The organism is Streptomyces sp. NBC_00335, assembly GCF_036127095.1.
Lineage (GTDB): Bacteria > Actinomycetota > Actinomycetes > Streptomycetales > Streptomycetaceae > Streptomyces.
Map to the genome: position 1 here is coordinate 2,481,163 of NZ_CP108006.1, position 12,738 is coordinate 2,493,900.

Here is a 12,738-nt window from a genome sequence, read left to right on the forward strand (position 1 = left end):
CCTACGCCGGGGCCCCGTCCGCCGGGGGCACGACGAAGAAGTCCGTCAGGAAGCAGGTCACCTCGCCGGCCTCGTCCCGTCCCACCCAGGTCGGATAGACGCCGTCACCCCAGCCCGAGGTGAAGCCCGCGAGCGTGTCTCCGTCCGGGCCCGTCGCCAGGAACACCTCGGGGCCGTCCCCCACGGTCTCCATCGCCGCCCACACCGGGCCCTCCTCGTCCTCCGTCCCGGGGAAGGACCCGTCGGCGGACGCGTCGTAGAAACAGCCGGTGCCCGCGTCCACCCCGTAGCCGAAGAACTCGTCGTCGCCGAGCCGCGCGATGTCCTGCCCGTCCTGGAGCGCGAGCTCCCAGGTCACGGCCGGTACGTCCCGGATCACGAGGCGCGCGGCGGCGACCCGCGTGTGCGGACTCGCCGCCGGCGCCTCCCCCGGCCTGGTCAGCGTGGCTATCGCGGCCTCCACCCGGTACCGGCCCGGGGACACCTGCGTGGTGAACGGGGCGATGTCCCCCGAACCCAGGTAGACGAAGGGGTCACAGGCCACGACCCGGCCCGTGGGCAGGGACAGTTCGCCCACGGGGGCCAGGGAGAGAACCCCCCTCTGCCCGCTCTCGTACGCGAAGGAGTGGCCCGGCGTGAAGTGCAGGGCGTAGTCGGGTGCGGTCATCGGCATGGTGCGGGCCCTCCGGGGAGCGTGTGATCGACTCCGCGGACCGTAACGCCCGGCACCGACAACGCCGTAGGGGCGGCAGCCGGTTCGGCTGCCGCCCCTACGGGGGATGTGCGGGTCAGGCGGTGAGCTTCGCCAGGGTCGCGTCGATGCGGGACAGCGAGCGGTCCTTGCCCAGGATTTCGAGGGACTCGAAGAGCGGCAGTCCGATCGTGCGGCCGGTGACGGCGACACGGACCGGGGCCTGGGCCTTGCCGAGCTTGAGGCCGTGGGCCTCGCCGGCGGTGAGGACCGCCTGCTTGAGGGACTCGGGGTCCGACCAGTCGGCGGCGGCGAGGTTCTCGCGGGCCGTGGTGAGGAGGGCCGCCGGGTCGCCCTTCATCGCCTTGTCCCACGCGGCCTGGTCCTCGACCGGCTCCTTCAGGAACAGGAAGTCGACGTTGGCCGTGATGTCGGACAGGACCGTGACGCGGGTCTGGGCGTACGGCGCGATGCGCTCCCAGGCGGCGGCGTCGAAGTCCTCGGGCGCCCAGTTGGCGTGCGGGGCCTGGAGCCACGGGGCGCAGCGGTCCGCGAAGGCCTTCGGGTCGAGCAGGCGGATGTGGTCCGCGTTGATCGACTCGGCCTTCTTGAGGTCGAAGCGCGCCGGGTTGGCGTTGACGTCCGGGATGTCGAACTTCTCCACCATCTCCTCGATCGAGAAGATGTCCTGGTCCTTGGAGAAGGACCAGCCGAGCAGCGAGAGGTAGTTCAGCAGGCCCTCGGGGAGGAAGCCGCGCTCGCGGTACAGGTTGAGCGAGGCCTCGGGGTCGCGCTTGGAGAGCTTCTTGTTGCCCTCGCCCATCACGTACGGCAGGTGGCCGAAGGCTGGCACGGCCTTGGCGATGCCGAGCTCGATCAGGGCCCCGTAGAGCGCGATCTGGCGCGGGGTGGAGGACAGCAGGTCCTCGCCGCGCAGGACGTGGGTGATCTCCATCAGCGCGTCGTCGACCGGGTTGACGAGCGTGTAGAGCGGGGCGCCGTTGGCCCGGACGATGCCGAAGTCCGGCACGTTGTCGGGGGTGAAGGTCAGCTCGCCGCGGACCAGGTCCGTGAAGGTGATCGGACCGTCGGGCATCCGGAAGCGGACGATCGAGGTGCGGCCCTCGGCCTCGTACGCGGCCTTCTGCTCCGCGGAGAGGTCGCGGCACTGGCCGTCGTAGCCGGAGGGCTTGCCGGCGGCGCGGGCCGCGTCGCGGCGGGCGTCCAGCTCCTCGGTGGTGCAGTAGCAGTGGTAGGCGTAGCCGCCGTCCTGGAGCTTCTGCGCGACGTCCTTGTAGATGTCCATGCGCTCAGACTGGCGGTACGGGGCGTGCGGGCCCCCGACCTCGGGGCCCTCGTCCCAGGTGAAGCCGAGCCAGCGCAGCGAGTCGAGCAGCTGGCCGTAGGACTCCTCGGAGTCGCGGGCCGCGTCGGTGTCCTCGATGCGGAAGACGAACGTACCGCCGTGGTGGCGGGCGAACGCCCAGTTGAAGAGGGCCGTGCGGACCAGACCCACGTGGGGGTTGCCGGTCGGGGACGGACAGAAACGTACGCGGGGGGTCGCGTTAGCCACGCTTGATCACCTTGTTGGTGAGAGTGCCGATGCCTTCGATGGTGACGGCGACCTCGTCGCCGACGTTCAGGGGGCCGACTCCGGCCGGGGTCCCCGTGAGGATGACGTCGCCCGGGAGCAGCGTCATGGCCTCGGTGATGTGCACGATCAGGTCCTCGATGGAGCGGACCATCTGGCTGGTGCGGCCGAGCTGGCGCTGTTCGCCGTTGACGGTGCACTGGATGGTCAGGTCGCCGGGGTCGAGGTCCGTCTCGATCCAGGGGCCGAGGGGGCAGGAGCCGTCGAAGCCCTTGGCCCGGGCCCACTGCTTCTCGCGCTGCTGGACGTCGCGCGCGGTGACGTCGTTGGCGCAGGTGTAGCCGAGGATGACGTCCTTGACGCGCTCGCGCGGGACCTCGCGGCACATGCGGCCGATGACCACGGCGAGCTCCGCCTCGTGGTGGAGGTCCTGGGAGAAGGACGGGTAGGCGATCGGGTCGCCCGGGCCGATCACCGAGGTGGAGGGCTTGAAGAAGGTGATCGGGACGTCCGGGACCTCGTTGCCCAGCTCCGCCGCGTGCTCCGCGTAGTTGCGGCCGATGGCCACGACCTTGTTCGGGAGCACGGGCGGCAGCAGCCGGACCTTGCTCAGCGGGACCTTCGTGCCCGAGAGCTCGAAGTCCGCGAACGGGATGCCCTTGATGATGTCGAGGACGAGCTCACCTTCGGACGCCGCGAGGGCAGTGCTGCCCTCGACCGCGCCGAACGCGACATTGCCGTCGATCGAGAACCTGGCGATGCGCACGTGTTGCGTCTGCCCCTCTGTATTTCCGCTGGCTGGAGTCTGCGGGCTCCAGGCTAACGCGGTGGGGGCCGACGCTTCGCGCGGCTTTCGCCGGACACCCCCTACTGCGCGGCGGTGGCGACCGGCGCGTTCATGAGGATGGTGCGGCGCGGGTTCGCGGTCTGGGTCGGCAGCTCGACGGTGTGCTCCGGGACCGGCACCGCCTGCAGCTCCTCGGCGTCCTTGAGGTGCGCGAGGGTGGTGCGGCGCGGGTTGGCTATGTTGCGGAACATCATCGTCGTCTTCATCGGAGTGCGAAGCCCTCGGCTCACTAGGTCGGATGGTGGCGGCGGGTGCCGCCGGAATGCCTTCGGAGTGCCGCTTGTCGCTCGCGGCAACCCTGTAAAGCTCAAGGCTAAACATCTGAATCCCCCGCCGAACCGGGAAGTAATGGCCACGGCTATGTGAGTTTGCTCACCAGCGGCCAGGCATTACGGGCATAACGGGCAGTCAATTCTGCCCTACAAAACGGACATTGCGCCACTGAATGCGCCATTCCGCTCCCGATCATCGCGACTGGGACAGCATGCCAGGCGCGGGGTTTGGGCGGCGTAAGTCCGATTCCGTATGAATTGGCACGCACGACGGGTAGTGCACGCGTCACCAGACGTGACCGACTGTCCAGGGCGGGACTCGCACCTTGTTGGAGATCCGCCTCTGTGCTGGAATTCGCGGGACCGCCGCGGGAATCAGCCGGCGCGCAGATGGCGCGAGACAGCGCCGAGCGCGGCGGCAACGGAGAGGGAGACGCGCCGGTCACCGACGACCACCATGGGGCGCATTGCCCCACGACTCGACACCGTCCCACCGGTCGCCCGGCGGGACGCCTGGTCCAGAGGTTGCGACGCTAGTGCAGGGACGATTCAAGAGGGATGACAAGGGGTCTCCCCAGGCCCGTCAGGGCCGTGGGGAAGCCGCGCCGGAGCAGGACCCGCGCGGCGGGACCGACCGTGGCTCCTCGCCCCAGCACGCCCAGAACCGCGGGCCGGCTGTCGAGAGCGGGGGCCCCGACGGCTCCGCCCCGGCGAAGCCCAAGGGCCGGGCCAAGCCCAAGGCCGGCGCCAAGGCCGACGACGAGTCGGGCAGCCGCGACGTCGCGATACCCCAGACCTCCCGCGGGTCCGGTTCACGCCTGGCCATGCAGAACTGGCGCATCAGTACGCGACTGGTGTCGCTGCTGACCCTGCCGGTCGTCGCCGCCACCACCCTCGGTGGCTTCCGCATCAACGACTCGCTCAACGACATCGCGCAGCTGGAGCACATGCAGCTGCTGACGACCATGACGCGGCAGGCCACCCACCTGGCCGCCATGCTCCAGGCCGAGCGTGACAACTCCGCCGGCCCGCTGTCCGTCGACCGCTCCGGGAAGCCCAGCAGCCTCGTCACGGGCGTCCGCGAGTCGACCAACACCGCCGTCAAGGCCTTCGCCGCAGCGACCGACAAGGTCGACGTCGCCGAGGGCAACGACGAGACGCTCAGGTCGATCCGCAACAACATCCTGCAGATCGCCCACGGGCTCAACAACCTCGAAGAGATCCGCAAGGGCGCGTACCAGAACGGCGCCCAGCAGACCGTCACCGAGTACAACGCGCTGGTCGTCTCGCTGCTCTCGCTCTCGCAGGAAATGGCGCAGGCCACCTCGAACCCCGAGATGATCAAGCGCACCCGCGCCCTGGCCGCGTTCTCCTCCGCCAAGGAGTACGCCTCCATCCAGCGCGCGATCATCGCCGCCGCGCTCCCGGCCGACCCCACGAAGCCCGGCAACCTCAGCGAGAACGACCGGCTCTACGCCCGCTCCGCGCAGAACAGCGAAGAGCAGGCGCAGAAGACCTTCGAACTCGCCTACCAGGGCAAGCCCGAGGAGCTCCTCGCCTCGCTCGGCGACGGCAACCAGGAGATCGCCGACGCCGACGGCTACGCGCGCCGCGTCCTCGGGAACAAGGACCAGTTCGCCAAGGAGAAGAACCGCTCCTGGATGAACTGGTACGACTCGGACGACGTCAAGCTCCAGGCCATGGAGATCATCGAGATCACCCTGCTCGAGGACATGGAGCAGAAGGCCCGCGAGCTCAAGAACGAGTCGCAGCGCGACGCCATCATCAACGGTGCGCTGATCCTCCTCGTCCTCGGTGTCTCCCTCGTCGGCGCCTTCGTCATGGCCCGCTCGATGATCCGCTCCCTGCGCCGCCTCCAGGACACCGCGACCCGCGTCGCCCAGGACCGGCTGCCCGAGCTCGTCAAGCAGCTGTCCGAGTCCGACCCGCAGGACGTGGACACGACGGTGGAGTCCGTCGGTCTGCACACCCGCGACGAGATCGGCCAGGTGGCGGCGGCCTTCGACGACGTGCACCGCGAGGCCGTCCGCCTCGCCGCCGAGCAGGCCCTCCTGCGAGGCAACGTCAACGCGATGTTCACCAACCTCTCGCGCCGTTCGCAGGGCCTCATCCAGCGCCAGCTCTCGCTCATCTCCGAGCTGGAGTCGCGCGAGGCCGACCCGGACCAGCTGTCCTCGCTCTTCAAGCTCGACCACCTCGCGACCCGCATGCGCCGTAACGGCGAAAACCTCCTCGTCCTCGCGGGCGAGGAGCCGGGCCGCCGGTGGACCCGCCCCGTCCCGCTCGTCGACGTGCTCCGTGCCGCGGCGTCCGAGGTGGAGCAGTACGAGCGCATCGAACTCTCGTCGGTGCCCGGCACCGACGTCGCCGGCCGCGTCGTCAACGACCTCGTGCACCTGCTCGCCGAGCTGCTGGAGAACGCCACCTCGTTCTCCTCCCCGCAGACCAAGGTCAAGGTCACCGGGCACGCGCTGCCCGACGGCCGTGTGCTCGTCGAGATCCACGACACCGGTATCGGCCTCTCCCCCGAGGACCTCGCCGCGATCAACGAGCGGCTCGCGTCGCCGCCGACCGTGGACGTCTCCGTCTCCCGCCGCATGGGTCTGTTCGTGGTCGGCCGCCTGTCCCTGCGACACGGCATCCGCATCCAGCTCCGCCCCTCCGACTCGGGCGGTACGACGGCCCTCGTCATGCTCCCGGTGGACGTCGCCCAGGGCGGCAAGAAGCCGGCGCCGATGCCCGGTCAGGGCGGTCAGGGTTCCCCCGGCGCCCCCGGTCAGGGTGGCCCCGGCGGCCAGGCGCAGGGCTCGGTCCCCGCTCCCGGCGCGCGTCCCCCCGTGGGCGCCGCCCCGCAGCGCGGCCAGGTTTCCGCCGGCAGCCAGCGCGCGGCCCTGCCGGGCCGCGACGGCGGCCCCGGCGGTCAGCCCCAGGGCCCCGGCCCGCAGGGCGGACGGCCCCCGCAGCAGCAGGGCCCCGGCGGCCAGACCCAGAGCGCCTTCGGTTCGGGTGCTCCGCTGCCCGGCCGCGGCCCGGTCTCCGGTCCCGGCGGCCCGGGCGGCTTCGGCGGTCCGCAGGCCCGTCCGGCCGGCGCCCCCACGGCGTCCGGTCCCGGCGGCTTCCCGCAGGGCAACGGCTTCGAGCGCCCGCAGCAGCCGCAGCAGCCGCAGGCTCCGTACCAGCCCCAGCAGCAGGGTCAGGGGCAGCAGCAGTCCGGCGGCCCGGCCGCCCGCGGCCCCCGGCCGCAGCTTCCGCCGCGCGGTGGCGCTCCCCGTCCGGAGCTCCCGGGCGCGGTCGGCGGACCCGCCGCGATGCCCCAGACCACCAGTTGGGGTGCGGGCCAGCGCGGGCACGACGAGCCGCGCGGCCACGACGAGCTGTCGGGTCCGGGCTCCACGTCCGAGTTCCCCCGCCCCGACTTCAATGCCCCGGCCCCGCAGGCCGGCGGCAACGGCGGCCAGGCCGGCCTCGAAAACGGCGCCACGAGCCAGTTCGCCCGTCCCGACTTCGGCGACCCGGCCTCCACCACCGGCCAGTTCGCCCGCCAGGACTTCCAGGCCCAGCGGCCCGGCGGCCCCGGTGTCGGCGGCTACGCCCAGCCCGGCCAGGCCCCGCAGCCCCAGGGCCGGCAGGCCCCCGTACCGCCTGCGCGCGCCGAGGCTCCGCGGCTGCCGCAGGCGCCCCGTCCGGAGGCCCTGCCCCCGGCCGGTCCGGGCACCGGCGAGGGCCGCAGCCCGATCTTCGACACGCTGGAGTCGAACTGGTTCCGCCAGGAGGCCGCCCAGGCCCCCGCGCCGGCGCCGGTAGTGCCCCAGCAGCCGCAGCAGTCCGCTCCGGCGATCGCGGCTCCCGCCTCCCCCCAGCGTCCGCAGCAGCACCAGCTGCCGCAGCGCGGCCAGGAGCAGGCTCCGGCCGAGACCGCGCAGACGGCCACCGGCGCCGTGCCGACCGTGAGCTGGCGCTCCTCTCCGAACGACGAGCTGATGCGGCAGGCCGAGCGCGTGCGCCAGCCCGCCGCCGGCGGTATCACCACGTCGGGTCTGCCCCGCCGGGTCCCTCGGGCGAACCTCGTGGCCGGCACCGCGCAGCAGCAGGCCGAAGCACAGGCCGGCCCCCAGGTTTCGCGGTCCCCGGACGATGTCCGCGGCCGTCTCACCAACCTCCGACGCGGTATCCAGCAGGGTCGGCAGGCCGGCACCACCGGCCCGGCCACCGGCAGTTACCACATCGACCCCACTTACCAGCAGGAGCGATAGTTGAGTTCGATGAGCCAGGCGGCACAGAACCTGAACTGGTTGATCACGAACTTCGTGGACAACACCCCCGGTGTGTCCCACACCGTGGTGGTCTCCGCCGACGGCCTCCTTCTGGCAATGTCCGAAGGCTTCCCCCGCGACCGGGCCGACCAGCTCGCCGCGGTGGCCTCCGGGCTGACCTCCCTCACCGCGGGCGCGTCCCGCATCTTCGAGGGTGGCGCCGTCAACCAGACGGTGGTGGAGATGGACCGCGGATTCCTCTTCCTGATGTCCGTCTCCGACGGATCCTCGCTGGCCGTACTGGCGCACCCCGAGTGCGACATCGGCCTGGTGGGGTACGAGATGGCCCTCCTCGTAGACCGCGCCGGCAGTGTCCTCACCCCGGACCTGCGCGCGGAACTGCAGGGAAGCCTGCTCATCTGACTGCCGCTCTCCCGGCCGGACGGTACTGCCGGCCGGGGGACCGGGGCCGCAGCCCCGGAACCCAGTACCACCACCAGGCCGTCATACCGTCCCCCCACCGGCCGCCCCGTCAGACGGCACGCTGACCTTTGCTGTCCAGCCCGGAGGATCAATGACCCCGCCCCCCGCCTATTCCGATCAGTACGGAGATTCGTACTCGGAAGGCGACCAGCCGCTGGTTCGTCCGTATGCGATGACCGGTGGCCGGACCCGACCGCGCTACCAGCTCGCCATCGAGGCCCTGGTCAGCACCACGGCCGATCCGATGCACCTGTCCGGGCTGCTCCCGGAACACCAGCGCATCTGCACCCTGTGCCGTGAGGTCAAGTCGGTCGCGGAGGTCTCCGCGCTGCTGAACATGCCGCTCGGTGTCGCCCGGATCCTCGTCGCCGACCTGGCGGAGGCCGGCATGGTGGCCATCCACCAGCCGGGCAATGGAGAGGCCGGCGGAACGCCGGATGTAACGCTGCTCGAGAGGGTTCTCAGTGGACTTCGCAAGCTCTAATGGTGGAGCGGCTCCTGCTCGCTCCACCACCTCCGCGAAGATCGTGGTGGCGGGTGGCTTCGGCGTGGGCAAGACCACGTTCGTCGGCGCCGTCTCCGAGATCAATCCGCTGCGCACCGAGGCCGTGATGACGTCCGCGAGTGCGGGCATCGACGACCTGACCCACACCGGGGACAAGACGACCACCACGGTCGCCATGGACTTCGGCCGCATCACCCTGGACCAGGACCTGATCCTGTACCTCTTCGGTACCCCCGGTCAGGACCGCTTCTGGTTCATGTGGGACGACCTCGTGCGCGGCGCCATCGGGGCGATCGTCCTGGTCGACACGCGGCGCCTGGCCGACTGCTTCCCGGCCGTCGACTACTTCGAGAACAGCGGCCTGCCGTTCGTCGTGGCGCTCAACGGCTTCGAGGGGCACCAGCCCTACACCCCGGAGGAAGTCCGCGAGGCCCTGCAGATCGGCCCGGACGCCCCCATCATCACCACCGACGCCCGCCACCGCGCGGACGCCAAGAGCGCGCTCATCACGCTCGTCGAGCACGCCCTGATGGCGCGGCTCAAGTAGGGGCTGCGCGGGGCGAGGGCTTCACCGGCTGGTTTTGGGGGGCGGGCTGTGTCATGCGACACGGCCCGCCCCCTTCGTTCATAACGTTTCGACAGAGAATTGCCGGTAGTTGGCGACAGGGTGCGTTCGCCCGGTGTCACTGCGCTCACAACTGGCCCCGCTTTTGCCGCAGGACGCTCTTTATGTCCGATTTATGTGGGACATAAGGCTCTAGGAATGGCCGATTTCAACTGTTTGGAACACGGCCGTTAACCGTGCTGGAATTCAACGAACTAGCTAGTAGCACCGCCGAGAGGTTGTTGGTCGAGTGAGGCGAAGCAACTCGAGCCCCGCGGATGAACCCGCGCGCGGCAACTTCACCCCGCCGCCGCGCGCGGCCGCGTCATCCTTTGACGTACCCGTGGAACCATCCGTGAGCGGTGGCAGCACCAGCAGGTTCTCGCCCCGCAACTGGCGCGTGCCGACCCGTCTGAACGCCATCCTGCTCGTCCCGGTCCTCGTCGGACTGGTGATGGGCGGCTTCCAGGTGAAGGGGTCCATCGACACCTGGGACGAGGCCAAGGACGCCGAGCAGACCGCCGTCATCGTCCAGGCCGCGGCCGAATACGGCCAGGCGCTCCTCAACGAGCGCGACCTGACCGCCGAGGCCCTGCTCAAGGGCCAGCGCGATTCCGAGCCGGTCCTGAAGGCTTACTCCGCCACCGACGCGGCCAAGGCGAAGTTCGCCGAGGTCGCGAAGGAGCTGCCCGAGGGCCAGGGCCTGGAGCGCCGCCTGGAGCTCTTCCGCCAGGAGGAGCCGAAGCTGGAGCAGGTCCGCAAGACGGCCTACGTGAAGGACTTCGAGACGCCGAAGAAGGCCCTCCCGAAGGCGATGGGCCCGATCCCGACCGAAGAGGGGTACGTGCTGGTCCAGCACTACCTCATGCAGTTCTCGAACGAGCTGGGACTCGGCACCGGCAACGTGACCTCGTACGGCCGCATGGTCTACGCGCTCGAACTGTCCAAGGCCGCGAACTCGCTGCAGCGCTCGGTGGGCACCCACCTGCTGGTGCGGCCGAGCGAGAACGACGACATCCGCAAGGCCCAGCTCGTCGCCTTCTCCTCGTACGCGTACCTCGAAGAGATCGCCATCGGCGAGTACGTCGCCGCCGGCACCGACGAGGACGTCGCGCGCCTCAAGGACATCATGGGCGCGAAGTCCGCGGAGGGCGCCCAGAAGCTCGTCGACGCCAAGAAGGCGGCCGAGGAGGCGGGCACCGTCTTCCGGGCCCCGCCGGTGGTCAACAACTCCGCGCTCACCGGTATGACCGAGGCGATAGCCAGCGGCGCGAAGCCGGCCGCCCTCGCCAACGGCGGAACCACCCCGGCGGCCTGGCAGGCCGCCGCGACCGCCAAGTTCGACGGCTACAACCAGCTCGAGAAGGAACTCCTCGACAAGGCCCTCAAGGACGCCGTAGCCGTCTCCGACGAGGCCCGCAACGACGCCATCCTGACCGGCGCCATCGTGGTCGTGGCCCTGCTCGCCGCCTTCATCCTGGCCGGCATGATGGCCCGCCAGATGAGCAAGGCGATGCGCCGGCTGCGCAACGGCGCCTTCGACGTCGCCGAGCAGCGCCTGCCGATGCTCGTCGACCAGCTCTCGCGCACCGACCCGGGCAAGGTCGACACCCGGGTGGTGCCGATCCCGATCGACTCCCAGGACGAGATCGGCGAGGTCGCCCGCGCCTTCGACCAGATCCACCGCGAGGCCGTCCGGCTCGCCGCCGAGCAGGCCCTCCTGCGGGGCAACGTCAACGCGATCTTCACGAACCTCTCCATGCGCAACCAGTCGCTGATCGAGGGCCAGCTGAGCCTGATCACCGAGCTGGAGAACAACGAGGCCGACCCGGACCAGCTGGAGAACCTCTTCCGCCTGGACCACCTGGCCACCCGCATGCGCCGCAACGGCGAGAACCTCCTCATCCTCGCGGGTGAGGAGCCGGGCCGCCGCTGGGACCAGCCGGTCCCCCTGGTCGACGTCCTGCGCGCCGCCTCCTCCGAGGTGGAGCAGTACGAGCGCGTCGAGCTGTCGGGCGTCTCCGAGGCCGAGATCCACGGCCAGGCCGTGACCGACCTCGTGCACCTGCTCGCCGAGCTGCTGGAGAACGCCACCACCTTCTCCTCCCCGCAGACCAAGGTCCGGGTCAACGCGACGCGTCTGCCCGACGGCCGGGTGATGGTCGAGATCCACGACAAGGGAATCGGCCTGACGGCCGAGGACTTCGCGGACATCAACCACAAGCTCGCCAACCCGCCGACCGTGGACGCCGCGATCTCGCAGCGCATGGGTCTGTTCGTGGTCGGCCGGCTGGCCGACCGGCACGGCATCCGCGTCCAGCTGCGCCCCTCGGGCGAAGCGGCCGGCACCACCTCGCTGGTCATGCTCCCCGACGCCATCACCCACGGTGGCGGTGGCGAGGAGATCCCGGCGGACGACTTCACCGTCTCCCAGATGATCCCGCGCCAGCAGGCCCAGCAGCCGGCCCCGCTGCGCACCGCCGCCGAGCTCGGCTTCGACGACTCGCGCTACGAGGTCCACCGGGCCGACCAGCCGGGTTACGAAGAGCCCGCCGCCGACCCGGTCGGCCGGTCCCTGGGCCGTGAGGAGCGCCGGGCCGCGCTGGAGGCGCAGGTCGGCTACCCGCAGGCGCAGCCCCAGCCGCAGTCGCAGTACGACGAGCCCGCGGCGGACTATCCGGAACCTCAGCCGGAGCACGCGTACCAGCCGTACCAGGGCTACGAGCAGCAGCCCGTGCAGGGCTACGACCTCGGTTACGAATCCGCTCAGGCCGGGCAGGGATACGACGCGTACACCCAGCAGGATTACGCGTATCCGGAACCGGAGTACACGGATCAGCGACAGGAACTCCCGGCCTACGACGGTGGGTACGATTCCCCTTCCACAGCGGCAGAGTGGCCCCAGCAGAACACCTACTCGGGCTCCTACCAGCAGGGATACGGGACCGAATCGGAATCACCGGCCGCTCCCGAACCGGCCCCGGAGCGCGTAGGCTTCGACCGTCCGGGCGCCACGGCCGACGCCGGTCACCAGGTGACCGGGGCGGGCCTGCCGCGACGCGGCAGCCAGCCGCAGCAGCGGCCGGGACAGCAGGAAACGGAGTCCTCCGGTTCCCTCTTCGAGCAGCGGCCGCAGCGTCAGCAGCAGCCCGCGGCACCGGAGCAGGCCACCGGGGAGACGGAAGGCCCCGCCGACTGGCGCTCGAACAACGACGAGCGCTGGCAGCAGGCCGCCAAACTCCGTGAGCCGAAGGCGGGCGGGGTCACCCCGTCCGGTCTCCCTCGGCGGGTGCCCAAGGCCAACCTGGTCGAGGGTGCCGCAGAGACGACTCCGCAGGGCGGCCCCCAGGTCTCCCGGGCCCCGGAGGACGTCCGTGGCAGGTTGAGCAACCTGCGACGCGGCGTCGAGCAGGGCCGCAACGCGGGATCCGAGCAGTCAAGTAACAGCTATGACCAGGAGCGTTAGTGTGA

9 protein-coding genes are annotated in these 12,738 nt (G+C 70.7%); 5 read left to right on the plus strand and 4 right to left on the minus strand.

What is annotated here, in order from left to right:
• Position 1: 1 nt before the first annotated feature.
• The 4 genes from OHA37_RS10875 to OHA37_RS10890 all read right to left on the minus strand — a co-directional run bounded on the left by OHA37_RS10875 (position 2) and on the right by OHA37_RS10890 (position 3,335).
• Entirely contained in the window at positions 2–673 is a 672-nt protein-coding gene (locus tag OHA37_RS10875; RefSeq protein ID WP_266904116.1) for a DUF4241 domain-containing protein, read from the minus strand.
• A gap of 115 nt (positions 674–788) precedes the next feature.
• Complete coding sequence (gene gltX / locus OHA37_RS10880) at positions 789–2,264, minus strand: glutamate--tRNA ligase (protein ID WP_266904117.1); 1,476 nt, start codon at positions 2,262–2,264, stop codon at positions 789–791.
• Positions 2,257–3,048, minus strand: coding sequence for a fumarylacetoacetate hydrolase family protein (locus OHA37_RS10885; RefSeq protein ID WP_266904118.1), 792 nt, complete (start codon positions 3,046–3,048; stop codon positions 2,257–2,259). Before OHA37_RS10885 ends, gltX begins: the two co-directional genes overlap by 8 nt.
• Before the next feature lie 101 nt (positions 3,049–3,149).
• The gene (locus OHA37_RS10890) at positions 3,150–3,335 is read right to left on the minus strand and encodes a hypothetical protein (RefSeq protein ID WP_266904119.1); all 186 of its coding nucleotides are present in this window, start codon (positions 3,333–3,335) and stop codon (positions 3,150–3,152) included.
• Between the two features lie 602 nt (positions 3,336–3,937).
• Between OHA37_RS10890 and OHA37_RS10895 the strand changes: the two genes are divergently transcribed.
• From OHA37_RS10895 to OHA37_RS10915, 5 genes are all read left to right on the plus strand, one after another.
• Complete coding sequence (locus tag OHA37_RS10895) at positions 3,938–7,675, plus strand: sensor histidine kinase (RefSeq protein ID WP_266904120.1); 3,738 nt, start codon at positions 3,938–3,940, stop codon at positions 7,673–7,675.
• 9 nt (positions 7,676–7,684) lie between these two features.
• Positions 7,685–8,098 carry a roadblock/LC7 domain-containing protein gene (locus tag OHA37_RS10900; protein ID WP_008739864.1) on the plus strand — a complete coding sequence of 138 codons (414 nt, stop codon included), beginning with the start codon at positions 7,685–7,687 and terminating at the stop codon, positions 8,096–8,098.
• 151 nt (positions 8,099–8,249) lie between these two features.
• Positions 8,250–8,642, plus strand: a complete 393-nt coding sequence (locus OHA37_RS10905; protein ID WP_243337752.1) for a DUF742 domain-containing protein — start codon at positions 8,250–8,252, stop codon at positions 8,640–8,642.
• Entirely contained in the window at positions 8,623–9,210 is a 588-nt protein-coding gene (locus tag OHA37_RS10910; protein WP_254385735.1) for a GTP-binding protein, read from the plus strand. Before OHA37_RS10905 ends, OHA37_RS10910 begins: the two co-directional genes overlap by 20 nt.
• Positions 9,211–9,517: 307 nt before the next feature.
• Positions 9,518–12,733: a sensor histidine kinase gene (locus OHA37_RS10915; protein ID WP_266904121.1), complete on the plus strand. Its 3,216-nt coding sequence runs from the start codon at positions 9,518–9,520 to the stop codon at positions 12,731–12,733.
• Positions 12,734–12,738 lie beyond the last annotated feature (5 nt).